At 63.9% G+C, this 24,114-nt stretch carries 24 protein-coding genes and 1 pseudogene; 14 read left to right on the top strand and 11 right to left on the bottom strand.

Translation table 11 applies throughout. The features are described from left to right. Positions 1-9 precede the first annotated feature (9 nt). The 3 genes from ACE3TQ_RS23440 to ACE3TQ_RS23430 all read left to right on the top strand — a co-directional run bounded on the left by ACE3TQ_RS23440 (position 10) and on the right by ACE3TQ_RS23430 (position 3,507). Positions 10-690 carry a YceH family protein gene (locus tag ACE3TQ_RS23440; RefSeq protein ID WP_374585547.1) on the top strand — a complete coding sequence of 227 codons (681 nt, stop codon included), beginning with the start codon at positions 10-12 and terminating at the stop codon, positions 688-690. Positions 691-795: 105 nt separating this feature from the next. After that, positions 796-2,682, top strand: coding sequence for a methyl-accepting chemotaxis protein (locus ACE3TQ_RS23435; protein ID WP_374585545.1), 1,887 nt, complete (start codon positions 796-798; stop codon positions 2,680-2,682). A gap of 15 nt (positions 2,683-2,697) precedes the next feature. Further along, the gene (locus ACE3TQ_RS23430; protein WP_374585543.1) at positions 2,698-3,507 is read left to right on the top strand and encodes an outer envelope protein; all 810 of its coding nucleotides are present in this window, start codon (positions 2,698-2,700) and stop codon (positions 3,505-3,507) included. A 257-nt stretch (positions 3,508-3,764) separates the two neighbouring features. Here the strand turns inward: ACE3TQ_RS23430 and ACE3TQ_RS23425 are convergent, their stop codons facing one another. The 4 genes from ACE3TQ_RS23425 to ACE3TQ_RS23410 all read right to left on the bottom strand — a co-directional run bounded on the left by ACE3TQ_RS23425 (position 3,765) and on the right by ACE3TQ_RS23410 (position 6,774). Beyond that, positions 3,765-4,730, bottom strand: a complete 966-nt coding sequence (locus ACE3TQ_RS23425; protein ID WP_374585541.1) for a hypothetical protein — start codon at positions 4,728-4,730, stop codon at positions 3,765-3,767. Further along, positions 4,727-5,584 carry an ABC transporter ATP-binding protein gene (locus ACE3TQ_RS23420; protein ID WP_374585539.1) on the bottom strand — a complete coding sequence of 286 codons (858 nt, stop codon included), beginning with the start codon at positions 5,582-5,584 and terminating at the stop codon, positions 4,727-4,729. Before ACE3TQ_RS23420 ends, ACE3TQ_RS23425 begins: the two co-directional genes overlap by 4 nt. Then, complete coding sequence (locus tag ACE3TQ_RS23415; protein ID WP_090440366.1) at positions 5,581-5,949, bottom strand: GntR family transcriptional regulator; 369 nt, start codon at positions 5,947-5,949, stop codon at positions 5,581-5,583. The genes ACE3TQ_RS23420 and ACE3TQ_RS23415 overlap by 4 nt, the downstream gene beginning before the upstream one ends. A gap of 93 nt (positions 5,950-6,042) precedes the next feature. After that, positions 6,043-6,774: a DUF72 domain-containing protein gene (locus tag ACE3TQ_RS23410; protein WP_374585537.1), complete on the bottom strand. Its 732-nt coding sequence runs from the start codon at positions 6,772-6,774 to the stop codon at positions 6,043-6,045. A 47-nt stretch (positions 6,775-6,821) separates the two neighbouring features. Here ACE3TQ_RS23410 and ACE3TQ_RS23405 point away from each other — a divergent pair, with 47 nt between their 5' ends. The 10 genes from ACE3TQ_RS23405 to ACE3TQ_RS23360 all read left to right on the top strand — a co-directional run bounded on the left by ACE3TQ_RS23405 (position 6,822) and on the right by ACE3TQ_RS23360 (position 16,880). Further along, positions 6,822-7,412, top strand: coding sequence for a DUF1439 domain-containing protein (locus ACE3TQ_RS23405; protein WP_374585535.1), 591 nt, complete (start codon positions 6,822-6,824; stop codon positions 7,410-7,412). 30 nt (positions 7,413-7,442) lie between these two features. Next, positions 7,443-8,198, top strand: a complete 756-nt coding sequence (locus ACE3TQ_RS23400; protein WP_374585533.1) for a hypothetical protein — start codon at positions 7,443-7,445, stop codon at positions 8,196-8,198. A 20-nt stretch (positions 8,199-8,218) separates the two neighbouring features. Continuing rightward, entirely contained in the window at positions 8,219-8,602 is a 384-nt protein-coding gene (locus tag ACE3TQ_RS23395; RefSeq protein ID WP_374585531.1) for a hypothetical protein, read from the top strand. Continuing rightward, on the top strand, positions 8,599-9,576 hold the full coding sequence (locus tag ACE3TQ_RS23390) for a DinB family protein (protein WP_374585529.1): 978 nt from the start codon (positions 8,599-8,601) through the stop codon (positions 9,574-9,576). The genes ACE3TQ_RS23395 and ACE3TQ_RS23390 overlap by 4 nt, the downstream gene beginning before the upstream one ends. Before the next feature lie 68 nt (positions 9,577-9,644). Continuing rightward, positions 9,645-12,125 carry an adenosylcobalamin-dependent ribonucleoside-diphosphate reductase gene (locus ACE3TQ_RS23385; protein ID WP_374585527.1) on the top strand — a complete coding sequence of 827 codons (2,481 nt, stop codon included), beginning with the start codon at positions 9,645-9,647 and terminating at the stop codon, positions 12,123-12,125. Positions 12,126-12,376: 251 nt separating this feature from the next. Further along, positions 12,377-12,622: a hypothetical protein gene (locus tag ACE3TQ_RS23380; protein WP_374585525.1), complete on the top strand. Its 246-nt coding sequence runs from the start codon at positions 12,377-12,379 to the stop codon at positions 12,620-12,622. Positions 12,623-12,713: 91 nt separating this feature from the next. Then, complete coding sequence (locus tag ACE3TQ_RS23375; protein WP_374585523.1) at positions 12,714-14,984, top strand: nitric-oxide reductase large subunit; 2,271 nt, start codon at positions 12,714-12,716, stop codon at positions 14,982-14,984. Positions 14,985-14,987: 3 nt separating this feature from the next. After that, positions 14,988-15,383, top strand: coding sequence for an Rrf2 family transcriptional regulator (locus ACE3TQ_RS23370; protein WP_374585521.1), 396 nt, complete (start codon positions 14,988-14,990; stop codon positions 15,381-15,383). A gap of 10 nt (positions 15,384-15,393) precedes the next feature. Continuing rightward, positions 15,394-15,621 (top strand): DUF2249 domain-containing protein, encoded by a 228-nt coding sequence (locus ACE3TQ_RS23365; protein WP_374585519.1) that lies wholly within the window; start codon positions 15,394-15,396, stop codon positions 15,619-15,621. After that, positions 15,621-16,880, top strand: coding sequence for a hypothetical protein (locus tag ACE3TQ_RS23360; RefSeq protein WP_374585517.1), 1,260 nt, complete (start codon positions 15,621-15,623; stop codon positions 16,878-16,880). The genes ACE3TQ_RS23365 and ACE3TQ_RS23360 overlap by 1 nt, the downstream gene beginning before the upstream one ends. Here the strand turns inward: ACE3TQ_RS23360 and ACE3TQ_RS23355 are convergent. The 6 genes and pseudogenes from ACE3TQ_RS23355 to ACE3TQ_RS23330 all read right to left on the bottom strand — a co-directional run bounded on the left by ACE3TQ_RS23355 (position 16,837) and on the right by ACE3TQ_RS23330 (position 22,074). Continuing rightward, positions 16,837-17,517, bottom strand: a complete 681-nt coding sequence (locus ACE3TQ_RS23355; protein WP_374585515.1) for a Crp/Fnr family transcriptional regulator — start codon at positions 17,515-17,517, stop codon at positions 16,837-16,839. The two genes, ACE3TQ_RS23360 and ACE3TQ_RS23355, sit on opposite strands and share 44 nt — an antisense overlap. A 78-nt stretch (positions 17,518-17,595) precedes the next feature. Then, positions 17,596-19,002: a copper-containing nitrite reductase gene (nirK, locus tag ACE3TQ_RS23350; RefSeq protein WP_374585513.1), complete on the bottom strand. Its 1,407-nt coding sequence runs from the start codon at positions 19,000-19,002 to the stop codon at positions 17,596-17,598. Between the two features lie 185 nt (positions 19,003-19,187). After that, entirely contained in the window at positions 19,188-19,922 is a 735-nt protein-coding gene (gene blaOXA, locus ACE3TQ_RS23345; protein WP_374585511.1) for a class D beta-lactamase, read from the bottom strand. A gap of 14 nt (positions 19,923-19,936) precedes the next feature. Continuing rightward, positions 19,937-20,680: a class D beta-lactamase gene (blaOXA, locus tag ACE3TQ_RS23340; RefSeq protein WP_374585555.1), complete on the bottom strand. Its 744-nt coding sequence runs from the start codon at positions 20,678-20,680 to the stop codon at positions 19,937-19,939. A gap of 147 nt (positions 20,681-20,827) precedes the next feature. After that, positions 20,828-21,673: pseudogene (locus ACE3TQ_RS23335) on the bottom strand (M56 family metallopeptidase); the annotation flags it as partial. Between the two features lie 20 nt (positions 21,674-21,693). Continuing rightward, positions 21,694-22,074: a BlaI/MecI/CopY family transcriptional regulator gene (locus ACE3TQ_RS23330; RefSeq protein ID WP_374585509.1), complete on the bottom strand. Its 381-nt coding sequence runs from the start codon at positions 22,072-22,074 to the stop codon at positions 21,694-21,696. 106 nt (positions 22,075-22,180) lie between these two features. On the opposite strand from ACE3TQ_RS23330, the gene ACE3TQ_RS23325 reads away from it, so the two are divergent. Then, on the top strand, positions 22,181-22,825 hold the full coding sequence (locus ACE3TQ_RS23325) for a hypothetical protein (protein ID WP_374585507.1): 645 nt from the start codon (positions 22,181-22,183) through the stop codon (positions 22,823-22,825). 12 nt (positions 22,826-22,837) lie between these two features. Here ACE3TQ_RS23325 and ACE3TQ_RS23320 read toward each other — a convergent pair whose 3' ends face one another. Next, positions 22,838-23,842 carry an IS110 family transposase gene (locus ACE3TQ_RS23320; protein ID WP_374585505.1) on the bottom strand — a complete coding sequence of 335 codons (1,005 nt, stop codon included), beginning with the start codon at positions 23,840-23,842 and terminating at the stop codon, positions 22,838-22,840. Between the last annotated feature and the right edge of the window lie 272 nt (positions 23,843-24,114).

Below are 24,114 nucleotides of genomic sequence, written 5' to 3'. Positions count from 1 at the left end.
GAGAAAAAAATGGACGACATTCTGGACCCGTTTGAAATCCGCGTACTCGCGGTACTGGCCGAAAAAGAAGGCCTGACGCCGGACAACTACCCGCTCTCGCTGAATGCCCTGACCAACGGCTGCAACCAGCTTTCCAGCCGCGAGCCGGTCATGCAGATCAGCGAAGACACGGTCGCCGACGTGCTGGCCCGCCTGGGCGAACGCAAGCTGGTCTCCACCGTCAGCCAATCCGGTGCACGCGTCGTCAAATACGAACACCGCATGCGCATGAAGTGGACGCTGGAGCAGGACAAGCTGGCCGTGCTGACCATCCTCATGCTGCGCGGGCCGCAAACCGCCGGCGAGATCCGCACCCGCACCGGCCGCCTGCACGAATTCAAATCCGTGGCCGACGTCGAAGCAGCGCTGCAATTCCTGATCGACAAATACCCGCCCCTGGTCGCCAAACTGCCGCTGGCGCCCGGCTCGCGCGAGCCGCGCTACGGCCAGCTGCTGGGCGGGGAAGAGGCCTTGGCACGCGACGCCACCGCCGGCGCCTTCGGCGGTGCAGCCGGCGGCGCAGGCGAGGGTGGCGGCAGCGCATCGCGTACCGACCGCGTGGCCCAGCTGGAACAGGAAGTCGCATCCCTGCGCGCAGAAGTCGCCGCGCTGGCAGCGCAAGTCGCTGAACTGCGCGCTGTGATCGATTAGCAGTCAGCTGTTGTCAGAATCCGCCATATTCAACTGGATTGATTGTGGCGGCCCCGAGGCGTTGTTATGCTTGACGCAGAACAACTAACGCCTTGGGGAGTACGAATGGAATTGCTGCGCCGCTTGTCCATCCGGCACAAGCTTCTTCTCAGCATGGGCCTGTGCCTGCTGCTGTTTATTGTCATCTCATCCACCCTCAGCATCATGAAGACCAGCCAGGCCGCGCGCGAACGCGTGCTGCGGCAGGAACTTCCCGCCCAGGTGGCCGCCATCCGCAACGACGTGCTGCGCCAGATCGCCACCCCGCTGGCCGTGTCGCAATCGCTGGCCCACAACACCTTTCTCGGCGCCTGGGAAGACGCCGGCGTGCCGGATGAAGGCCTGGCCGCCTGGACCGCCCAGGCCAAAGAGCTCAAGTCGAAAAACAATGCCGCCACCGTGTTCTGGGTCTCGCGCGCCACCGGCAAATACTTCACCGACAAGGGCTACGACCGCACCCTGAACGAAAAAGCCGCCAGCGACCAATGGTTCTACGGCTTCCTGTCCGGCAGCGCCCAGTACCAGCTCGACATCGACAAAGACGTCAGCGCCGACTCCTATATGTTGTTCATCAATACCCGCGTGCAGACGGCGGGCGGCAAGCAGGCCGCAGCCGGCCTTGGCCTCTCGGTCAATGCGCTGGCGCAGGCAGTGCGCAACTACAAGCTGGGAGAATCCGGCTACGTCTACCTGGTGCGCGCCAATGGCACCATCCTGATCCACCGCGATCCGAAGCTGGTGGACGGCAAACACGCCCTGGCCGACATGCCCGGCATGTCGGCGGCCCTCGCCAAACGCCTGCTTGGCAGCGAAGCCTTCGTCGCCGACAGCTTCAAGGATGGCGAAGGCGAACAGCTGGTGGCATCGTCCTTCATCCCCGAGCTGAATGCCTATCTGGTAGCCCAGGTGCCGGAAGCCGAAGTACTGGCCGGCATAGCGCGCGGCGCCGCCATGACCTCCCTGATTGCCGCCATCATCGGCGGCGGCATCGGCATGCTCGCCATCTTTGTGATTGCCCGCGCCATTGCCGCACCGGTAGCGCAGGCCGCCGAACTGCTGGAAGACATCGCCCGCGGCGGCGGCGACCTGACGCGCCGCATGCCGGTCGAATCGCAAGACGAAATCGGCGCCCTGGCCGGCGCCTTCAACAGCTTCGTCGAATCGCTCAACGGCACGATCCTGCGCGTGCGCGACAGCAGCCGCGCCATCGGCGCCGCCACCGGCGATATTGCCAGCGGCAATATGGACCTGTCGGCCCGCACCGAAGCGCAAGCCTCCAACCTGGAGGAAACCGCCGCCGCCATGGAGCAGCTCACCTCCACCGTGCATAACAACACCGCCAACGCCGAACAAGCCAACAAGCTGGTCGCCAGCACCGCCGACTCCGCACGGCGCGGCGGCGAGGTAGTGGGGCAGGTGGTCGAGAAGATGCAGCTGATCACCGCCAGCTCCAGCAAGATCTCCGACATCATCGGCGTGATCGACGGCATCGCCTTCCAGACCAACATCCTCGCGCTGAACGCCGCCGTCGAAGCAGCGCGCGCCGGCGAACAGGGGCGCGGCTTCGCCGTGGTGGCAAGCGAAGTGCGCAACCTCGCCCAGCGCAGCGCCGCCGCAGCGAAAGAGATCAAAGAACTGATCACCGAATCGGTGCAGCAAGTCGCCGACGGCGGCAAGCTCGCCGATTCCGCCGGCGCCGCCATGCAGGACATCGTCAAATCGGTGCAGAACGTCGCAGGCCTGATGAGCGAAATCGCCAGCGCAAGCCAGGAGCAAAGCCTAGGCATCGACCAGGTCAACCAGGCCGTCACGCAAATGGACAACACCACGCAGCAAAACGCCGCGCTGGTGGAGCAAGCCGCCGCCGCCGCCCAGTCCCTGAGCGAGCAAGCCGCACGGCTGGAAGAAGTTGTCGGCCTGTTCAAGCTCGACGCCACGCTCAAAATTCGCTAAAGGGGAAGCCACCACATGAAGCACTTCACCACGACCGTCACCGCAGCGCTGCTGGCCCTGGGCGCTGCGCAACCAGCCATGGCGCTCGACTGGATGGACAACACCATCGGCTACCGCTTCGGCACCCGTTTCGCCGAGCCGTACAACCCGCAGGACATCCGTAAGCACATCGTCAACCTGACGCACGCCAGCGGCCACGCCTACGGCAGCAACTACATGAACCTCGACATCCTGAAGTCCGACCGCAAGGACGACAGCGCGACCGAGGCTTACCTGCTATACCGCCACACCTGGGATATCGGCAAGCTGAGTGGCAAAGAGTTCAAAGGCGCAGGCATGCGCGGCCTCGGCATGACCGCAGGCTTCGACTGGAACCACAAGAACGACAACGGCTACGCCTCGCGCAAGCAGATGCTGGTAGTCGGCCCGACGTTGATGGTGGACGTCCCCGGCTTCCTGAACATCAGCCTGCTGGCCCTATGGGAAAGCAACAACCCGATCGGCGTGCCCAAGCGCTACCGCTACGACACGCACGCCATGCTGAACGCCGCCTGGGGCATCCCGCTTGGCAGCGGCTGGTCGTTCGAAGGCTATGTGAACTACATCGGCAGCAAAGGCCGCAACGAATTCGGCGGCCCCACCGCCCCCGAAACCAACCTCGACATGCAGCTGATGTACGACTTTAGCACCGCCGCCGGCCTCAAGCCTGGCAAGCTCAAGGCCGGCATCGAATACCAATACTGGCGCAACAAGTTCGGCAACCCATCCAACGTACCCGGCAGCCTCGCCCAAACGCCGATGGTCCGCGCCGAGTACCACTTTTGAGGCGCCAAAACCCGGTGCCAAAACCGGTGCCAGGTCTGTCATTTCGGTGCCAAAACCGGTGCCAGGTCTGTCATTTGGACAGCTAGCGCTAGCATTTGATTCATCTCAATACGCGAAAAGCGCCAATTTCTTGTATTGAGAAATATCAAAGATTGGTTTCGACTGTCCAAATGACAGACCTGGCACCGGTTTTTGGCGCTGGTTTTTCCAATAAGAAAGCCCGCTGAAGAGCGGGCTTTTTTATTTGCGAACTGGTATCAGTTCTCTTCGCGCCACCGGCGCAGGTAGATGGCGGCGGCGATCATCGCGACGCCGGCTGCAACGCCGATCCACAGCGTCGGGCTGGCCAGGGAGGCGTAGGCTTCGTTGTAGAAGACGGCGACCTGGCTTGCTGGCGGCAGGTCGCCGCGCTCGGCTTGTTCCATCGCGCGGCGGGCGCCTTCGTCGAAGATCATCCAGTTGCCCGGCAGGACGCTGCCCAGCAGGCGCAGCACCACTTGCGTGAAGTACCATTCGATGTTCAGCCCGAGCTTGAAGCCGGCGTTGGCCCAGGCGAGCAATGCACCGCTCATCAGCGGGGCGCCGACGGCCCACAGGAATACCTTGCTGCGTGCCCAGCTCGATACCATCAGCAGCCAGCCGACGGTCGGCAGTGCCCACAGCAGGTAGATCGGGATCAGCGACAGCATGCGGAATGGGCTGAGCCACAATGCGGTGGAGGACATCAGGTCGCTGAACACGTTCAGGCCGTGGAAGGAGAGGGCGATGGAGCCGATCAGCAGGATGGCGAACGACGATGCGAATCCGATCACGGCGACGATCAGGGGGGCGGCCACCAGCGCCATGGCGACTTTCGACAGCACGGTCTCGGTATCCGACACCGGCAGCGATTTCCAGAACAGGATGCTGCGGTCGCGGCGGTCGTCATGCAATGCGCCCAGGCAGTAGAAGAAGATCAGGAACGCCATCAGGATGTACAGCGGCGTGGCTACCATGGGGAAGGCTGCGCCGAAGGCATTGGCCACGTCGTGGCGCTGGATGGTGGTCATCTCGTGGAAGCGTGCAATCTTCTCGCCGTCGATCTGCACGTTCATGTTCATGCCGAAGGCGACCATCACGCCGGAGAACAGCACCATCAGGCTGCCCACAATGGCGGGGGCCCAGAACAGCATGCCCTTGTTTTCCCAGTATTCGCGCTGGATCAGCCATTTCATCGTATTCATTCGTATTGTCCTTTCATGCTGGCCACGAACAGGTCGGCCACGCTTGGGGTGCGTGTTTCGCCGAACGTTTCGAGCTGTTTGCGCGAGACGCCGTCGAACAGCATCACGGCTTTGCCGAACACGGTGCGCTGGTGCAGTGGCTGCAACGCGCTGGCGGCGGTCATGTATTCGGGCTGCACCATCACTTCGGTGTAGCGGTCGCCGATTTCGTCCATCGAGGCGGCGAGGGTGATCTTGCCGTCGCGGATGAACATCAGGTCGGTCAGGATGTTTTCGACTTCCTCGATCTGGTGGGTGGTGATGAGGATGGTCTTGTTTTCGTCGAAGTAGTCTTCCAGCAGCTGGTGGTAGAACTGCTTGCGGTACAGGATGTCCAGGCCGAGGGTCGGTTCGTCCAGCACCAGGAGCTTGGCGTCGATCGCCATCACCAGGGCCAGGTGCAGCTGCACGATCATGCCCTTGGACATGGCTTTGACCTTCATGTTCGGTTCAAGCTTGGTGTTGGCGATATATTTCTCGGCGCGTTCGCGGTTGAAGCGGGGGTGCACGCCTTCCACGAAGCTGATGGCGTCTTTCACTTTCAGCCAGCGCGGGAGGATGGCGACGTCGGCGATGAAGCAGACGTCTTTCATCAGTTCATCGCGCTGTTCGCGCGGGTCGAGGCCGAGCACATTCAGTTCGCCGTCGAAGCGCGACAGGCCGAGGATGGCTTTCAGGGTGGTGGTCTTGCCCGAGCCGTTGGGGCCGATCAGGCCGACGATGCGGCCAGCCTTGATTTCGAAGCTGGCGTCGTCCAGCGCTTTGGTGGCGCCGTAACGTTTGCTCAGGTGTTTGGCGGTGATGATGGCTGTCATGCCGGGGCTCCTTGTGGCGGCACATTGGTGGCGCGCAGCAGTTGTTCAATGTCCAGGCCCAGGCGGCGGATGCGCTCAACCATTGCGGGCCATTCTTCGCGAATAAAGCGGTCGCGTTCAGTGGACAGCAGTTTATCAACAGCGCCTTCGGTAACGTACATTCCTAATCCCCTTCTTTTTTCAACCAAGGTTTCATCGACCAGCTCCTGATAGGCTCGGGAGACGGTGATCGGATTCAATTGATAGTCGGCTGCGACCTGGCGTACCGAGGGTAGGGCATCGCCTGGCTTGAGCAGGCCGTCCAGCATCATGCCGACAACCCGCTCCTTCAACTGCAGGTAGATCGGTCGGTTTTCATTCCACATACATCATTTCCTCCAGTGTTGGTGATTTAATGGACTGGTGTTGTAGTGAACTATAACACTGATTTTCACCAGTGCAAGTGTTTTTTTGCAACGCTAGCTGGCGTGGAGGAGGTCAGCCAGCATCCTGGCCTGGCGGGCCTGGGTGCCGGACATGGTGTTGTCGAAGATGACCAGGGCCTGGCCGGGCTGGGCGGCGAGCCAGCTGGCTACCCGCTGCAGCCGTTCTGGTTCGTAGGGGGAGCGGTAGATTTGCGGGCTGCCGTGCAGGCGGACGTAGCTGGCGCTGCTGCTGGTGGCAATGAAGGGGCCGGGCGTGCCGGCGGGCGGGTCGGCGACCACGCGGATGACGTCCAGTCCGCGCAACAGTGCGGTGGCGTCGGCGTCGAACCAGCTGCCGTGGCGGGCTTCGCAGGCCAGCAGGGGACCGGCGAGGCGCTGGCGCAGGCCGGTGAACAGTGCGCTGGCGGCAGCGGGGTCGAAGCGCAGGCTGGGCGGAGTTTGTACCAGGACCCAGCCCAGCTTTTCGTGCAGGGCGCCGGCTTCGGCGGCGAAACGGTCAAGTTCGGGGCTGGTATCCTGCAAGCGCTTTTCGTGCGTGACGGTGCGCGGCAGCTTGACGGCGAAGCGGAAGCCGGGTGGTACGCTGTCGGCCCAGCGCGCGTATGTTTCGGGCTTGTGCGGGCGGTAGAACGAGGAGTTGATTTCCACTGCGCCGAAGACGGCGGCATAGCGTTGCAGGGCGCTGCCGCTGCCGGGCGCGGGGAATAGGCCGGCGTCGGGGCGCGCCAGCGACCAGCCTGCGATACCAATGGTTACACCCGCCATGCCCGATCCTCGCTATAGTCGCAGGCACTATGACACAGGGGCCAAAGATGAACCAACACAGACGCCGTGCCGTGCGCGCCTTGGGCGCGGCGGCCATGCTGGGTGCCGCGGCGGCGGCGGCCGTGCTGTCCGGCTGCGCTACCTTTGCCGGGCCGCGCGACTATGAGGTGCCGCTGGCCAGGCTGCAACGCAATATAGACCAGCGTTTCCCGCTGGAGCATCGGGCGCTGGCGGTGTTCCAGCTGCGTTTGGAGCAGCCGCGCCTTTCCACGCTGCCGAATGACCGCATCGCGCTGGGCGCGGTGCTGACGGTCAGCTCGCCGTTGATGCGGCAGCAGTTTACGGGCAGCGTGCGGTTGTCGGGCCGCCTGAATATCGACCAGGAGCGCAATGCGGTGATGCTGGCCGATGCGCGGTTGGACGACTTGACGCTGGATGGGCTGGATGAGCGCACCCAGCGCCAGGTCGGCGGTGCGGCGCGTGTGCTGGCCGATAGCCTGGTGCGCGATACCCCGATCTATAACTGGCGTCCGGATGAGCTGCGCTACGCGGGCGTGCAGTATGTGCCGACCGCTATCCGCACTTCGGCGGCAGGGCTCAGCATCCATCTGGAACCATTGCGCGACCCTCGACTATAATCAAAGTATTAATAATCCGGGGGAAGAGAAATGCCGTTTGTTGGTCTGGGTTTGCACATCCTGGTTGCGATCTTCTTTGCCGTGCATGCGGTGCGGCGCGGTCGCGAGCTGTATTGGCTGCTGATCCTGTTCTCCTTCCCTTTGCTGGGCAGCGTGGTGTACTTTTTCGCGGTCTATTTGCCAAGCTCCCGCCTGGAGCATGGCGCGCGCAAGGCGGTGGCGGCGGCCGGCCGCATGCTGGACCCGGGCCGTGAACTGCGTGATGCGCGCGCGGCGTTCGATTTCACGCCGACTGCGCAAAACCAGATGCGCCTGGCCGCTGCCCTGCTGGATGCGGGGGAGGCGGCGGAAGCGGCGACCACCTATGAGGCGTGCCTGCAGGGGGCTTTCGGTTCGGACCTGGATATCCGCCTGGGCGCGGCGCGTGCCAACCTGGCTACCGGGGCGTTTGGTAAAGCGATTGAACACCTGGAGTTCGTGCGCCGCACCGATGCCGGTTTCCGCGCCGAGCAATGCAGCCTGCTGATGGCGCAGGCGTTGGCTGGTGCTGGGCGCAACGGCGAGGCGCGCGCTGAATTTGAGGGCGCGGTGGATCGCTTTGGCAGCTTTGAGGCGCGTGCGGAGTTTGCGATCTGGGCGGCCAATGCGCGCGAGATCCAGCTGGCGCAGCGCCTGCGCAATGAGCTGCAGCATGCGATGGACCGCTGGAACAAGCACACCGCCAGTATGAATGGCGAGATGGTGCGGCGCCTGAACGCTGCGTTCGCGCAGCTTCCGCGCGAATAGACGATGGAAGGAGCATCAGCATGCACAGCCCGATCCTGATGTTCCAGTCCACGCGCTTTGAAATCGTCCAGGGCGAGGATCAGCTGACCAATCCCGGCATCTTCGGCCGGCACCTGGCGGAGTGGATGGCGAAAGAGCTGCCCAGGCAAGGCTACCAGGCGCTGGGCGATGTGATCCCCGAGGATTTCGCCTGGTGCGTGCCGGTGGCGGCGGAGGATTGCGAGCTGTACGTCGCCTGCGCCAACGCTGAAGAGGGCTGGCAAATCTATGTTTTCGCCGATTGCGGCCTGATGGCGCGCCTGGCGGGGCGCGATCCGCGCAGCGGGGCGGTCGCGGGCCTTTACGCTGCGGTGCGCGCTATCCTGGAAGAGGCTCCCGGCATTACCGGGTTGCATACCGAATGACTTATCCTGTTTCTGTGAAGGGCGTGTTCTGCGCGCCGGATGGCCGTGTTGTCCTGCTGTTGAATGAGCGCGGGGAGTGGGAGCTGCCCGGCGGGCGGATCGAGGATGGCGAAAGCCCGCAAGCGTGCCTGGTGCGCGAAGTAGAGGAGGAGCTGGGCGTGCGGCTGCGCGTCGGGTCCCTGCTCGATAGCTACCTGTTCGAGGTGGTGCCGGGCAAACGGGTCTTCATCGTGACCTATGCCTGCCAGCTGGAGGGCGGCTTTGTGCCGGTGCTGAGCCATGAGCATCAGGAGGTGGGACTGTTTGCGCCGCATGCGTTGCCGGAGCGGCTGCCGCAGGGCTACCGCGCTTCGATCGAGGCGGCGTTGCGGCAGGATGGGCGGCGCTTGTCGCGCCACCTGCTGTCGGAGGCGTATAACAATGGCTGGGCCAACCATCGCTTGCTGCGTGCCTGCGCCCAGCTTTCGCAGGACGATTTCACCGCGCCGCGCAGCGGCTTTTTCCCGTCCATCAAGGCGACGCTGAACCATATCCTGACGGTGGACTGGTTCTACATCGATGCGCTGGAGCGTGAGGCGCGCGGGGCGCCGCCGCATCCGGACTATTACAGCGCGTTCTTTGCGCAGCCGGAGCCGTTCGACGATTGCGCCAGCCTGTGGCAGGCGCAGCGCGCGTCGGACCAGCGCCTGATCGCGTATTGCAAAGCGCTGCAGGACGAGCAGCTGGGGCGCATCGTGACAATCGATCGGGGCGATGGCGATATCCAGCGCGACAGCCGCCAGCGTTTGCTGGCCCATTTGTTCGAACACCAGATCCATCACCGTGGCCAGGTGCATGCCATGCTGTCTTCGACGCCGGTAAAGCCGCCGCAGCTCGATGAATTTTTCGCGTCGGGCGAGGCGCCCTTGCGGGTGCGGGACTTTGCGGAGCTGGGGTGGTCGGAAGACGAGATCTGGTCGCCAAACTTGACGTAGGTTAAGGATTTTGGCGCGGCATTCGGGGATAGTCAGGCTCAGTTTAACCTGAGCAGGACTATCACTAAATGAATGCAAACGACAAAATGTTCGGCAACCCGATGCCGCCGCAGGAAATCTCGCTGGACGTGCTGCGCGAAAAATATGCGAAGGGCGAGGAGCAGGACATCATCGATGTGCGGCGCCGGGTAGCGCAGGCGCTGGCGGCGCTGGAGGCGCCCGAGCTGCGCGCCGGCCTGGAGGAGCAGTTCCTGTGGGCGCAGGAGCATGGCTTTGTGCCGGCGGGCCGCATCAATTCGGCGGTCGGGCTGGGGCTGAAAGCTACCTTGATGAACTGCTTCGTGCAGCCGGTGGGCGATTCCGTGACCGGCGAGGCGGACGGGCTGCCGGGCATCTACACGGCCGTGGCGGAGGCGGCGGAAACCATGCGTCGCGGCGGCGGCGTGGGTTACGATTTCAGCGCCATCCGTCCGGCCGGGGCCAAGGTGAAGGGCACGCAGTCGCGCGCTTCCGGGCCGGTGTCGTATATGGAAGTATTCGATGCTTCCTGCAAGACCGTGGAATCGGCGGGCGCGCGCCGTGGTGCGCAGATGGGCGTGTTGCGCATCGACCATCCCGATATCGAGCGCTTCATCGCCGCCAAGGACGATGGCGGCTTCCGCAATTTCAACCTGTCGATCGGCGTGACGGATGCCTTCATGCAGGCGCTGGCGGCCGATGGCCAGTTTGAGCTGGTGCACAAGGTGGAACCGGGCGATGAGGACCTGGCGGCGGGCGCCAGCCAGCGCGAGGACGGGCTGTGGGTGTACCGCCGCGTTGCCGCGCGCGAGCTGTGGGACAAGGTCATGGCGTCCACCTACGACCACGCCGAGCCGGGCGTGCTGTTCGTGGACCGCATCAATGCGGAGAACAATCTTTATTATTGCGAGACTTTGCGCGCCACCAATCCGTGCGGCGAGCAGCCTTTGCCGGGCTACGGCTGCTGCGACCTGGGCTCGCTCAACCTGACCTGTTTCGTGCGCCACCCTTTCAGCGAGCGGGCGGAGTTTGATTACGAGGCCATGCGCCGCGTGGCCGGCGTCGGCGTGCGCATGCTGGACCTGGCGCTGGATGCGACCCAGTGGCCGCTGCCGCAACAGGCGGAGGAGGGGGCCGGCAAGCGCCGGATAGGCCTTGGTTTCCTGGGCCTGGGCAGCGCTCTGGTGATGCTGGGCCTGCGCTATGACTCGGCCCATGGCCGCGCCATGGCGGCCAGCATTGCGGAGGCGCTGCGCGATGCGGCGTACACGGCGTCGGTGGCGCTGGCACAGGAGAAGGGCGCGTTTCCTTTGTTTGATAAGGACAAGTACCTGGAGGGCAATTTCGTGCGGCGCCTGCCGAAGGCTTTGCGCGAGGCGATCGCCACGCATGGCATCCGCAATTCGCACCTGCTGTCGATCGCGCCGACCGGCACGATTACGCTGGCCTTTGCGGACAACGCTTCCAACGGCATCGAGCCGGCGTTTTCGTGGGTGTACCAGCGCCGCAAGCGTATGCCGGATGGGTCGTCGCGTTTCTATGAGGTGGCGGACCATGCCTGGCGCCTGTATCGGCATATGGGCTTCGACATGGAACAGCTGCCGCCGCAGTTCGTGACGGCGCTGGATATGGCGGCGCTGGACCATGTGAGCATGATGGAGGCGGTGCAGCCGTTCGTGGATACTGCTATCTCGAAAACCGTGAATGTGCCGGAGGCTTATCCGTTCGAGGACTTCAAGGACCTGTACACGGAGGCGTGGCAGGCGGGCTTGAAGGGGCTGGCGACGTTCCGGCCGAATTCGGTGACGGGCAGCGTGCTGAGCGTGGCGCCGGAGCCGACGTCCGCGGCGGCAGGGGCGGCGCCCGCTGTGCGCGACGATGATCCGCTGCGCAAGCGCTTCGATGGGCGTCCGCTGGGGGAGCTGGAGTCGGTGACCTCCAAAGTGGAGTACTGGACGCAGGAGGGCAAGAAGGCGGCTTACCTGACGGTGAGCTTCATCACCGTGGACGGCGTGCTGGATGGGGCGCCGGTGCGCATTGAGCGGCCGTTCGAGTTCTTCATGCCGGCCAACCAGCGCAGCGACGGGCAGCAGTGGATTACTTCGTCCATGCGCTTGCTGTCGATGGCGGCGCGGGCCGGCAGTTCGATCGCCAAGGCGCTGGCCGATATGCGGGAGGTGGCGTGGGAGAAGGGGCCGGTGCGCTGCGGCTTGCTGACGCGCGAGGATGGGGTGCAGGTGCCGGTGTACCACGATTCCGAGGTGGCGGCGATTGCGTTCACCTTGCAGCGGATCCTGATCCGGCGCGGGTTCCTGGATGCCTACGGCAACCAGGTGCCGGTGCCGCAGCTGGCGGCGCAGTTCGCGATGCGGGGCGAGGCTGGGCATGGGGCGCCGGAGGCGATGACGGCGGCCGGCGCGGCGCCGGTGCAGTCGGCGGGCAAGTGCCCGGAATGCGGGGCGCGGGCGCTGCATAAGGTGGATGGGTGCACGCGTTGCGTGGAGTGCCACTATATGGGGGGCTGCGGCTGAAACCCGGTAGGGCGGGGTCTGACCCTGCGGGTCAGACCCCTGTCTGCGCGGCGGACATTGGCGTTGGTTTAAAGTCCTGGACCTTCGTGAACAGTCAAAAGCCTTGAACCCGCCCCCGCCTTTGAGACCGTTGGGTGTCTGATACTTGTGTCAGACACCGCCTCACCGGGTTTTGCTTAAGCTGCGTCAAGGACGCAAACAGCGCGGCTCCCTACACTTCCTCCCACAACTACCCCGAGGAGGAATTACAAATGCATCACTCTTTCCAATTAGCTTCCATCCTGGACGCAGCCAACGTCACCCGAGTCCTTGAACTGCTGCGCACCGTCCCCGGCATCCGCGGCGTGCACGCGCCAGCCGGCGGCGCACATGTCGAAATCGCCTTCGACGATTCCCTGACCAGCATCCACCACCTGGGCAAAGTGCTGGAAGAAAACGGCTATGCACCAGTAACGCAACGCAGCCAGACCTGCTGTGGCGGCTGCGGCGGCCATTAATTAACACTTGACCTGGATCATGTGAGCTGCCCGGGTGGCGGCTGTATTCTGGCTAAAAACATACATTTGAAACACCACAAAAGGAGCTATCATGCACGCCACTAAGAAGTTATGGACGTGGCTCGCCATTATCTGCCTTGCATCGTTCACGGTGCTAGGCTGGGTGGGCCGCGAAATCTATTTGAAAGCGCCGCCGATTGCGCAAGTGGTCGACGAGACTGGCGCCGTGCTTTACACCCCTGACCAGGTGAAGCACGGCCAAAGCGCCTGGCTGTCGGCCGGTGGCCAGCAGCTGGGCACCGTCTGGGGCCACGGTTCCTACCTGGCGCCGGACTGGTCGGCTGACTGGCTGCACCGCGAAGCGGTCGCCCTGCAGGACCTGTTCGCGCGCAAAAACTTCAACAAGGACTACGCCCAGCTGGAAGCGGGCGGCAAGGCCCACGTTGACGCCCTGGTGAAAGCCGAACTGCGCACCAACACCTACAACGCCGACACCAATGAAGTGAAGCTGTCCGCCATCCGCGCTGAAGCAGTGCGTATCGTGGCGGCCCACTACACCGGCCTGTTCGGCGATGAAGCGCAATATGCAAAACTGCGCGAGCAGTATGCAATGACCCCGAACGCGCTGCCGGAAGCGAATGACCGCGCTGCGCTGTCGGGCTTCTTCTTCTGGTCCTCGTGGGCTGCCGCTGCCGACCGTCCGGGCGAAACTGGCCTGAGCTACACCAGCAACTGGCCGCACGAACCGCTGGTCGATAACACGCCGAGCGCCGGCGCCGGCATCTGGTCGATTGCTTCGGTCATCCTGATGATCGGCGCCATCGCCGGCATGCTGTTCTACCACGGCATGCACAAGGAAGAAGAAGATCCTGTGCCGCCGAAGAACGATCCGCTGTTCAGCCTGAAAGCCACGCCTTCCATGAAGGCCACCAAGAAGTACTTCCTGGTTGTCGTCGGCCTGATCCTGGCGCAAGTCGGCATGGGCATCATCACCGCCCACTATGCAGTGGAAGGCACCAGCTTCTTCGGCTTCCCATTGGCAGAAATCCTGCCGTTCACCGTCAGCCGCACCATCCACACCCAGTTCGCCGTGCTGTGGATTGCGACCGCCTGGCTGGCGACCGGCCTGTATATCGCGCCTGCCATCTCCGGCGTGGAACCCAAGTTCCAAAAGCTGGGCACCGACGTGCTGTTCTACGCGCTGCTGTTCATTGTGGTTGGTTCGACCGCCACCGGCTGGCTGGGCGTGCTGGGCCACAAAGGCACCGACTTCGCTTTCTGGCTGGGTAACCAGGGCCTGGAGTTCACCTCCATGGGCCGCGTGTGGCAGATCCTGCTGTTCATCGGCTTGCTGTTCTGGGCGTTCCTGCTTGGTCGCGGCCTGTGGCCGGCACTGAAAACCCCATCGGAAAGCCGTGGGATCATCGCAATGGTGTTCCTGGCTGCACTGTGCATCGGCGGCTTCTATGCGACGTCCCTGACCTGGGGCAAGAGCACCCACTACTCGATGGTCGAGTACTGGCGCTGGTGGCTGGTCCACCTGTGGGTGGAAGGCTTCTTCGAAGTGTTCGCTACCGCTGTCATCGCGCTGCTGTTCACCCGCCTGGGCCTGATCCGCGCCGCGTCGGCGAATAGCGCCATCATCCTGGAAACCATCGTGTTCCTGTTCGGTGGCATCCTGGGTACCTTGCACCACCTGTACTTCACCGGTACGCCGACTTCGGTGATCGCCATCGGCGCCATGTTCTCCGCGCTGGAAGTGGTTCCGCTGTCGCTGATCGGTATCGAAGCCTATCGCAACTACAAGCGTTCGCAAGCCGCTCCGTGGCTGGGTGCTTACAAATGGGCCATCCTGTGCTTCATCGCCGTCGGCTTCTGGAATACCGTGGGCGCTGGCCTGCTGGGCTTCTCGATCAACACCCCGATCGCGCTGTACTACATGCAGGGCCTGAACATGACTGCCGCCCACGGCCACGCTGCGCTGTTCGGCGTGTACGGCATGCTCGGTATCGGCCTGATGCTGTTCTGCCTGCGCGGCCTGGTGGATCGCCTGGCCTGGTCCGACAAACTGCTGGCCGGTATGTTCTGGACCATGAATATCGGCCTGGCCATGATGGTGTTCATGTCCCTGGTCCCAGCCGGTATCTACCAGGCCGTGGCCTCGATCACCAAGGGCATGTGGTACGCCCGTTCGCCTGAGGTGGTGCACTCCGCCTTCATGGAAACCGCGGTCTGGCTGCGCGTGCCGGGCGACGTGGTGTTCGCGGTTGGCTGCGTGTTCCTGGCCCTGTTCGCCCTGCGCCTGGTTGGCAAGGCGAAGCAGGAGGAATCCGTTGCCGAAGGCGCCGTGCTGGAGAACTAAGCCATGCGCCTGACCGGTCACACGGACTACGCACTGCGCCTGCTCATGTACCTGGGCCGGCAGCAGGGCAGGCTGGTGACCGTGCAGGAGATCGCCCAGGCACACGCGATCTCCGAGCATCACCTGCGCAAGGTGGCACACCGGCTCGGCCAGGCCGGGCTGGTGGCCACCTGGCGCGGCCGGGCCGGCGGCCTGCGCCTGGCGCAGCCGCCGGCTTCGATTTCGGTGGGCGCCGTGGTGCGCCTGGCCGAAGCCGATTTCACCATCGTTGAATGTTTTAACGCCACGCGCAACACCTGCCAGCTGAGCGGCGCCTGCCGCCTGCAGGAAGGCATCCGCAAGGCGACCGAGGCCTACCTCGGCCATCTCGACCGCCAGACCCTGGCGGACCTACTCTGAAGGAACCATCATGAGTGCGCCTGAAATTGTCCTGGAGCTGTGCGGCATGGTGCCGCCCGAACCGATGGAGCGCGTATTGGAAGCGCTCGACCAGCTGCAACCCGGCCAGCATATCCGCATGGTCATCGACCGCGAGCCGGTGCCGCTGTACCGCATCCTGAAGAACAACGGCTACCGCTACGCCACTTCGATGCGCGACAACTACACCTACGAAATCCTGATTACCCAAGCCAACTGATGCAACGCAAGCTGGCATTCGAGCATACGCCCGGGCTGGCGCTGCCGCTGCGCTTCCTGCTGGTGGCGCCCTGGTTTGGTGCCCTGGCCGGCCTGCTGCTGGTGTGGCACGGCGCGGACGCGATGACCACGCGCTGGGCGCCGGCCACGCTGGCAGCCACCCATCTGCTCACGCTTGGCTACCTGGGCATGGCTATGGCAGGGTCGCTGCTGCAGATGGTGCCGGTGGTGGCGGGCGTGGAGCTGCACTGGGCACGCCGGCTGGCGCCGGCGATCTGGGGCGCGCTGGGCGGCGGTACCTTGCTGCTGGCCTGCGGTTTCCTGTGCGGCTGGCCGCTCTGCCTGCGCGCCGGCGGCATGCTGCTGGCGGGCGCCTTTGCGCTGCTGGTGGCGGTGCTGGCGCGCGCCCTGGCGCAGCGCTCGGCGCCGGCCGCGCTGCCGGTGGTGGCGGGCATGCGCCAGGCGGTGCTGGCGCTGGGCTGCGCGGTTGCCATCGGCCTGACGCTGGTGGCGGTGCTGGTGGGCGCGCTGCGCCTGCAGCCGACCGTCTGGACCAATGTGCATGCCGCCTGGGCCCTGGTGGGCTGGGTCGGCGTGCTGGTGGTGTCGGTGGTGTTCCAGGTGGTGCCGATGTTCCAGTCCACCCAATTGTTCCCGCGCCCGCTGGCGTTTGCCTTGCCGCCGCTTTGCCTGGCCGGATTGGCGCTGTGGACCGCCGGCTACCTGCTGGAGCAGCCATGGCAATGGATCGGCGCCGGCCTGGTGGCCGTCTGCCTGGCGCTGTTCGCCGTCTACACCATACTGCTGCTGAAGCGCCGCAAACGCGCGGCCGATGTGTCGACCTGGTACTGGTGGCTGTCGCTGGGCTCCCTGCTGGCCTGCGTGCTGGTATTCCTGTGCCCGAAGGGCGGGGACAGGTCGCTGGTTCTGGGTGTGCTGTTTATCGCCGGCTTCGCCATGTCGGCGGTGAACGGCATGCTGTACAAGATCGTGCCGTTCCTGTTGTGGTACCACGGCCAGCACGCCGGTTGCGACGTGCCGGGCGTGCGCCAGCTGATGCCGGACAGCGAGCCGCGCGTGCAGCTGGCCTGGCACGCCGCCAGCGTGCTGTTGCTGCTGGGCGCCGCCTTCGCACCCGGCTGGCTGGCCCAGCTCGCGGGTGCGGTGCTGGCGGTGGCCTGCATGCGCCTGGGTTTCGACCTGGCGCTGGCGGCGTTTACCCTTCGTAAGCTCGCAGGCGCGCCGCATCCAGAATCTTGATCTGGCGGCCGTTCACGGCAATCATGCCCTGGTCGGCCAGCTCGTGCAGCACGCGCGAGAAGTACTCCGGCGTCAGGTTCAAACGCGAGGCGAGCAGCTTTTTGCTGACCGCCAGCGTGATCTCCGAACCATCGCCTGCATCATCATCCTTCAACAGGTAGCCGATGATGCGCTGGCTGCCTGAGCGCAGCGAGTAGGCTTCCACATCCGAAATCAAGCCATGCAGGCGGCGGCTCATGCCGGCCAGCATGCGGCGCGCGAACTGCGGGTTGCGCTGCAGCTCGGCGAACACGGTGTGCTTGGAAATGTGCAGCAGCATGCAATCGCTGACTGCGTGGGCGGTGACGATGTAGGGCTTTTCCATGAACATCAAGGCTTCACCGAAGCTGTGGCCGGGGCCGATGATCTCGACGATCTTTTCATTGCCCTGGGCTGAGAGGAAACTGAGTTTGACCTGGCCGAAGATGACCATGTGGAATCCGATGCACGGATCGCCACGCTGGAACACTGCGCTACCGCGTGGAATGTGATGCTCGGTAGTGCCGGCAGCCACTAGCGACAGCTCCTCTTGCGACAGGTCTGCGAACAGGGGCAGTCGCTTGAGGAACTCGCGGGGGTCGATTTTGGGGCTTGGCATATTGGTTCTCCTGAAATGGCAAAAGGACCCCCGGCTGGGGGTCCTGTCTGGTTACGCTTATGTCGGGCTGTTTCCTGCTTAGTGGCCCGAATCGCCGTCAGGCTTGCTGTTGGTGCGGAAGATTTCCGGATTTTCCTTGCCAACCACGTGCAGCAAACCAACCAGGCCTTTTTCCATGCGCGACAGCGCGTGGTCGACCAGGATGAAGCGGCCCGGCACTTCGACCTTGAACTCCACCATCGTTGCGCCGCCCGGAGCCACGGTGGTGGTCTGCACGTTCTGCAGCGGTGGCGAGGTCAGGTCGCCCAGGTTATAGACGCGGTCGAACACTTCGCCGATCACGTGGAAGCTGGAGGTGGCGTTAGGGCCGCCGACGCCGAAGAAGATGCGCACGGTTTCGCCAACCTTGGCTTCCATGCGGTGGGTCTTGGTCAGCGCGTCATGGGTGCCGTTGAACATCAGGTGTTCAGGCTGTTCGGCCAGCAGCTTGTCGAGCGAGAATTCGGCTTCGCCAGGGGTGCCGTGCTTCTGCGCGGTGTACAGTTCGCCCTGCATCACGTAGAACTCGCGGTCCACCTTCGGCAGGCCGCCTTCCGGTTCCACCAGGATCATGCCGTACATGCCGTTGGAAATGTGCTGGGCCACCATCGGGGTGGCGCAGTGGTAGACGTACAGGCCGGGGTTGATGGCCTTGAAGGTGAAGCTCTTGGTGCTGCCTGGAGCTGCCTGGGTCACCGCAGCGCCGCCGCCTGGGCCGGTCACGGCGTGGAAGTCCACCGAGTGGATCATTTCGCTGTCTTTGGCGTTGGACATGTCGACGTTGACGGTGTCGCCCACGCGCACGCGGATGAACGGGCCTGGCACTTTGCTGTTGAAGGTCCAGTATTTGTAGGTGGTGCCGTCCATCAGCTGGCCGACGATTTCAGTAGTGTCCAGCTTGACGTTGACGGTCTGCGGGCCGCGCTTGCCGACCGGGGTGCCGACTGCCATCGGGTTCTGCGAGACGTCGGCCCCCTGCGGCTTGGCCTTGGCTTCGACGTCGCCCACGATGATCTTGCCGATCATGCCTGCCGCCACGTGGCCGGGCAGGGTGCAGATATAGGTGAACTCGCCTTTTTTGTCGGCCTTGAAGACGATGGCGGTGGATGCGCCCTTGTCCTTCAGCTGGTTCGATTTGGTTTTGAATTCAGGTACGGAGATGTCGTGGATGGCGCCGTCGCCGTTGACCAGGTTGATCTGCACCACGGCGCCGACCGGCACGCGCAAGGTCGGGTTGGCCTTGCCCTTGGTCTCGCCGGAGTCGCTCACGAATACCAGCTTACCGTCTGCGATATCGGTGCGCAGGGTGTAAGTCACGTCCGGGCGGTATTTGACGGCGGTGCTGCCGTTGCCGCCGTGCTGGCCGTGTTGTGCGTAAGCTGGCGCCAGGGTGGCAGCGCCGATCACCAGCGCTGCGATGGCTTTGGACATCAAGGTCGGTTTCATTTTCTTCTCACAGGTTTGTCCGGCACGGGATTGTGCCGTTTGACAGCTAAATCATATGTTTCATATGCATGTTATTGAATTGACGCAGGTCAAATATTTGGAAAGATCTGCGCCATATCAAAACGACTGCGAAACTTTTGATATAGATCAAGTGGGAAGGCGACCCCGCGTATGGGGCCGGCGGCTCAGGGTGCCAGGCGTGGCAGGCGTGCCAGGAAGGCGTCGCGCTGGTCCATGCCGCTGTCGCCGCCAGCCTGGGCAAACACAAGGCGGCGACCATCGCGCTCCAGCCAGCCGACATACCAGCCAACTTCGCGCCCGCTGCCGGTCTTGCCGTAGACTTGCCAGCCGCCGACTTGCTGCGGCCATTTCACCAGGGCGGCCGTCATCTCGTAGGCCTGCGGTTTCAGGCCCAGGTCGCGCGCCAGCACGCGGCGCAGGAAGGCCACTTGCTCGTCCGGCGAAATGCGCAGCGAGGAGCCGAGCCAGGAATCGGACAGGCCGTTGTCCTTGCCCGGATCGCCGCTGACGTCGGCGTTGCCGTAATTGAAGCGGCGCGTGTAGGCGGCGAAGCGCTCGGCGCCCAGCTGCAGCGTGATTTGCTGCGAGTACCAGACCACGGATTCCTTCATCCATGTGGCGGGGCCGTGCGGCTGGCGCCATACCGGGCGCCAGTCGACGTAGCCTTGCTTGAAGGGCAGAACGGGCGCCTGCTCATCCCACAGCACGCCGGCGTCATAGCCCATCAGCGCGAGCGGCAGCTTGAAAGTGGACATGGGCGGCAGACGTTTGCCGCATACGCCTTCATGCACCAGCCATTTGCCGGTGGCGGCATCGGCCATGGCCAGGCAGTGTTCCGCCGAATGCGCGAGCAAAGGGAGGCCCAGCCCTGCCAGCAGGGCGAGAATTCTTCGATTCATGATGAAGTCCTTGGTTAGAGTTTGGCGAGTTGCGCCGGCAGCTGGCGCAGGAAGGCTTCCTTGGTGCGCGGGCCGGCGGCGCCTTCTTCCTTCTTCTCGTCCTGCGCCAGGCGGGCGAACACGATCGTGCGCTTGCCGTTGGTGGCCCAGCCCACGAACCAGCCGTAGGCACGAGAGTAGTCGTCCTTGCCGTCGGCACCGACCGGGGCGCCGGTGCCGGTTTTGCCGTATACGCGCCAACCGTTCGGCAGGTCGTCCAGGCGCAGCAGTGCTGCCGTCTGCTCGACCGCACGCGCTGAAACCGGCAGCTCATGGCGCACCAGTTTGCGCAGGAAGGCGGTCTGCTCGTCGGCCGAAACCTGCAGCGAAGAGCCGAGCCAGGACCAGGTCACCCCATTGTCCTTGTCCGCATCGCCGCTGGTATCGCGGTTGCCATAGCCGAAGCCCTGCACGTAGCGGTCGAAGCGCGCCTGGCCAAGCTGCGCGGTCACCTGCTGCGCGTACCAGACGGCGGAATAGCGGATCCAGTCGCGCGGACCCATGTCGCGCTTCCAGTCCGGGTTCCAGGTGTTGTACTCGGCGCGGTAGGGCAGTTTGGGCGTGTGCTCGTCGCGCAGGAAGCCGCTGTCATAGCCCATCAGGCTGACGGGGATGTTGAAGGTCGATGCGGGCGTGATGCGGGTGGCGCAATCGCCTTCGCGCAGCAGCGCCTGGCCGCTGGCGGCGTCAACGAAGGTGGTGCAGTCCAGCGCCGCCATCGACTGGGCGGAAGGGGACACGCTCCACGCCAGCGCCGGCTGCAGCGCGAAATTGCCGCCGGCGATAGCGGCCAACGCGGCCACGGTGGCGGCACGCGCCCACATGGCGCGGCGCGCGTTGCCTGGGCTGCGGATCAGGGACACGCGTTCGCCCAGGGTGTTGGCATCGATGCTGCCGAAGGCCAGCGCGCCCTGCGGCGCCAGGTGCTGCAGCTTGAGCTGCGCCACCAGGGCCGAAGCGTACGCCTTGCGCTGCGCCGCCGGACGGCCGCGCAGCACGTCGCGGTCGCAGCCCAGTTCCTGGGCCCAGGTCAGACTGTTGCGCAGCAGGCGCATGAAAGGGTTGAACCACAACAGGGTTTGCAGCAGCACGCCCAGCGTCATCCATTGCAGGTCGTGCCGGCGCAAATGGGTCAGCTCGTGCTCCACGATCATCTGCCGCTGCAGCGGGTCGAACTGGCGCAGGTGGCGCGGCAGCAGCAGGCGCGGTTTGAACAGGCCAAGCAGCATGGGCGAAATCGGCGCATCCACTTCCAGCGTTGCAGCGCCGCCGTGCGCAGGCGCCGGGGCGCCGCCCAAAGCCAGGCTGTCCAGCAGGCGCTGCGCGCGCCACAGGCGGGCGATGGACCAGGCCAGGCCAAGCAGGTAGATGCCGAGCCAGGCCTGGGCGGCGCGCAGCAGCAGGACGCGCGGCGACCATGCCGGCGTGGCGGCGGCGGGCGCATCCATGCTGGCAGGCAGGGTGGACGCGCTGGCAGGCGGCAGGTAGGCAGTGACGGTGCGCGTGGCAGCTTCCAGCGGCGGGATCAGGCGCACGCGCTGGCTGTGCGGCAGCAGCATCAGCACGAAGATGGCCAGCACGGTGCACTGGCCCAGCAGCCACAGGCTGCGCTGCATGGCCAGCGCCGGCAGCCAGCGCCGCAGCAGGGCGCAGATGGTCCACACGCTCAAGCCGGCAGCCAGGCAGCCCAGGCTGGCCAGCAGGAAGCGCATGGTCAGGAGTTCGAGCCCGCTCATTTGCCGTCCTCCTCATCGGGCCAGTCGGACAGCTTTTGCTCCAGCTGCGCCAGTTCGCTGGCATCCACCAGTTTGCTGCCGGCGAACATGTTGACCGGCAGCGGCGTCTCCAGCTCCATGATGCGGGTGCCGAAATCGTGGGCGTAGGCGGCCAGCGTCTCCACCTTGTCGAGCAGGGCTTCGTAGACTTGCACGCCATGGCGCACGTGCTGCGCCACCATCTGCTTTTCCATCATGCGCTCCACGGTCTTGCGGGTGGAGGAAAAGGACCAGCCCAGTTCCTCCTCCACCGCGTCGTGGATTTCGCGCGCGCTCAATGGCGCCTGGCGCCAGAGTGCTTTCAGTACGCAGAGTTCGGGAGTGGATGGGATAGGCATGGCATGACGGCTTATGTGACGAATGGCGATAGTATGTGACAACTGTCGCAATCGCGTCAAGCCTTTATCATGATATGCTTTTTTCAATGTGGACTAAGGGGAAAGCATGGGCGCGAAAACCTGGATGTTGATGTATGCGGAAAGCGAACCGGCTGCCATCCTGCGCGCCCGCCCGGTGCTCGACCGCGCGGCCAGCCAGGCCATGCTGGAGCAGCTGTTCCCGGGCAAACGCTACACGCCGCAGCAGGACGAAACGCTGGCCCGCGCCTGCCCGCACGGGCGCGATGTGCGGCTGGCGTGCTTCCCCGGCCTGTCCATCGTGGCCGCCGGCGAACTGGCGATCGACAACCCAAGCCAGCTCGATCCGCGCTTCCTGGAATACGCAGGCGGACGCACGGTCTACCTGCACATCATGTACAGCGTGGTGGACTGGTTCGCCTACGCGATATGGAAAGACGGCCAGTGGCAGCGCTCACTGAGCGTGACGCCGGATGGGGGCGTGATCGAGGACCTGGGCGAACGGCGCGCGTTCGAGCTGCCTTACTGGGCCGGCAAATTTCCCGCCATCGACCCCGCAGACGACGAGCCCGACACCTACCCCTTGCCCTTCCACCCGCTCGACCTGGGTGAAGCAGCGCTGGAAGACCTGTTCGGCTACCAGCTGGAAGGCGACAACGGCCCATCGCTGCTGGACCCGGCCAGCATCCCCCTGATGGCGTTCAAGGCCCCGCGCTGGTGGAAGTTCTGGTGATGAAATTCGGGGTCAGATACCGTCTTGAATAGCAAGCCCTTTCTCTAGGAAGTTTGGGTCGAAGGGCTTGCCAGACCTCACCACGCCATAGACCTGGTGTGCAAGCTTGCGCATGAGTGCACCGGCGACGGCCATCTTGGCGAGGCCGTTTGCCTCCAAGCGATGAGCAAACGTTCGCAAAATCGGGTTGCAGCGCTTCGCCACTAGGCTGGGGAGGAATAGAGCGGCCCGCAATTGGCTGTTTCCCATCCGACACATCATCGTGCGGCCGTGTACCGAGCTGCCTGATTGACGCTGACGCGGCGTGACACCAATAAAGGCTGCAAAGGCCTTTGCGCTCTCAAAACGGCGCACATCGCCGATATGGCCCAGTATTTTGGCTGCCGTGGTGCGCCCTAGGCCGGGGATACTTTCGATGAGTTCCGCATCCCGTTTCAAGCCGGGATGCCGGTCAATATGGTCGTCAATATCGCTTTCAATCTGCGCGATTTGCGCATCGAGCCACTTGATATGGTCACGAACATGGCTGATAACTTCGTGTTGCTCTGCCACCTCATGCACCTCGAGCCGGTTCATCTCCTGCTGGCGCATGTCCTGCAGGGCGATTAGCCGGTTGCTCCATGCGCGCAGCTGGCGTTGCTCGCGTGGAGGGGCTTGCCACGACGGCGGCGCCATGGCCGCGCAATAGCGAGCGATCAGTCCCGCATCGATCTGATCGTTCTTGTTACGCAAATTTTCACTGTTGCCGAAGCTCTTAATACAATTGGGGTTCACCAAGCTAACCTTGATGTTCCGGTCGAACCAGAATAGCGCCACTGGCTCGCTGTAAATACCCGTCGACTCGAGGCAGACATGGGTGCGGGAAAGGTCGATCTTTTGCTTGATCAACCAGCCTTCCAGGTCCGTGAAGCCATCGGGCGAATTAGGAACGACCTTGGCCTTGATCTTTCCATCAACGAACAGGGCTACATCCAGCTTGCGCTTACTAACGTCAATTCCCACAACTGGCGTATTCATCTCATCCACCTTTCTCGTATGCAGGCTTACCAATAAGGATGACCTAAGATACCGTCCGGCGTTCTAGATGAACAAGTAGGCAAGGCCACCTTTCTGACCCACAAGCTCGATGGCTTCAATTCTGACCGGTGTGACCTTGCCCCGCCGCCTCCCGAACCTTACTACCATCCTTCGAAGCGGCTGTTTCAATATACGAGGTCTGACAATCGGACACAGCGCACGCACTTTTGATTTTTATCAAAGCATGCTCACCATAAACAAACCGCCCGCGC

This window comes from Pseudoduganella sp. (assembly GCF_041914865.1).
GTDB lineage: Bacteria > Pseudomonadota > Gammaproteobacteria > Burkholderiales > Burkholderiaceae_D > Rugamonas.
The sequence above is the reverse complement of the archived record's forward strand: the minus strand, read 5'-3'. Positions and strand labels throughout refer to the sequence as shown.

Coding starts and splice junctions, on each gene's coding strand:
- blaOXA (WP_374585555.1), bottom strand. CDS start 20,680: ATGGCGGCGCTGGACTGCACCACCTTCGTTGACGCCGCCAGCGGCCAG.
- ACE3TQ_RS23400 (WP_374585533.1), top strand. CDS start 7,443: ATGCCGTTTGTTGGTCTGGGTTTGCACATCCTGGTTGCGATCTTCTTT.
- ACE3TQ_RS23320 (WP_374585505.1), bottom strand. CDS start 23,842: ATGAATACGCCAGTTGTGGGAATTGACGTTAGTAAGCGCAAGCTGGAT.
- ACE3TQ_RS23330 (WP_374585509.1), bottom strand. CDS start 22,074: ATGCCTATCCCATCCACTCCCGAACTCTGCGTACTGAAAGCACTCTGG.
- ACE3TQ_RS23390 (WP_374585529.1), top strand. CDS start 8,599: ATGACTTATCCTGTTTCTGTGAAGGGCGTGTTCTGCGCGCCGGATGGC.
- ACE3TQ_RS23440 (WP_374585547.1), top strand. CDS start 10: ATGGACGACATTCTGGACCCGTTTGAAATCCGCGTACTCGCGGTACTG.
- ACE3TQ_RS23380 (WP_374585525.1), top strand. CDS start 12,377: ATGCATCACTCTTTCCAATTAGCTTCCATCCTGGACGCAGCCAACGTC.
- ACE3TQ_RS23415 (WP_090440366.1), bottom strand. CDS start 5,949: ATGTGGAATGAAAACCGACCGATCTACCTGCAGTTGAAGGAGCGGGTT.
- ACE3TQ_RS23385 (WP_374585527.1), top strand. CDS start 9,645: ATGAATGCAAACGACAAAATGTTCGGCAACCCGATGCCGCCGCAGGAA.
- ACE3TQ_RS23420 (WP_374585539.1), bottom strand. CDS start 5,584: ATGACAGCCATCATCACCGCCAAACACCTGAGCAAACGTTACGGCGCC.
- ACE3TQ_RS23370 (WP_374585521.1), top strand. CDS start 14,988: ATGCGCCTGACCGGTCACACGGACTACGCACTGCGCCTGCTCATGTAC.
- ACE3TQ_RS23395 (WP_374585531.1), top strand. CDS start 8,219: ATGCACAGCCCGATCCTGATGTTCCAGTCCACGCGCTTTGAAATCGTC.
- ACE3TQ_RS23410 (WP_374585537.1), bottom strand. CDS start 6,774: ATGGCGGGTGTAACCATTGGTATCGCAGGCTGGTCGCTGGCGCGCCCC.
- ACE3TQ_RS23425 (WP_374585541.1), bottom strand. CDS start 4,730: ATGAATACGATGAAATGGCTGATCCAGCGCGAATACTGGGAAAACAAG.
- ACE3TQ_RS23325 (WP_374585507.1), top strand. CDS start 22,181: ATGGGCGCGAAAACCTGGATGTTGATGTATGCGGAAAGCGAACCGGCT.
- ACE3TQ_RS23435 (WP_374585545.1), top strand. CDS start 796: ATGGAATTGCTGCGCCGCTTGTCCATCCGGCACAAGCTTCTTCTCAGC.
- blaOXA (WP_374585511.1), bottom strand. CDS start 19,922: ATGAATCGAAGAATTCTCGCCCTGCTGGCAGGGCTGGGCCTCCCTTTG.
- ACE3TQ_RS23360 (WP_374585517.1), top strand. CDS start 15,621: ATGCAACGCAAGCTGGCATTCGAGCATACGCCCGGGCTGGCGCTGCCG.
- ACE3TQ_RS23375 (WP_374585523.1), top strand. CDS start 12,714: ATGCACGCCACTAAGAAGTTATGGACGTGGCTCGCCATTATCTGCCTT.
- ACE3TQ_RS23355 (WP_374585515.1), bottom strand. CDS start 17,517: ATGCCAAGCCCCAAAATCGACCCCCGCGAGTTCCTCAAGCGACTGCCC.
- ACE3TQ_RS23405 (WP_374585535.1), top strand. CDS start 6,822: ATGAACCAACACAGACGCCGTGCCGTGCGCGCCTTGGGCGCGGCGGCC.
- ACE3TQ_RS23430 (WP_374585543.1), top strand. CDS start 2,698: ATGAAGCACTTCACCACGACCGTCACCGCAGCGCTGCTGGCCCTGGGC.
- ACE3TQ_RS23365 (WP_374585519.1), top strand. CDS start 15,394: ATGAGTGCGCCTGAAATTGTCCTGGAGCTGTGCGGCATGGTGCCGCCC.
- nirK (WP_374585513.1), bottom strand. CDS start 19,002: ATGAAACCGACCTTGATGTCCAAAGCCATCGCAGCGCTGGTGATCGGC.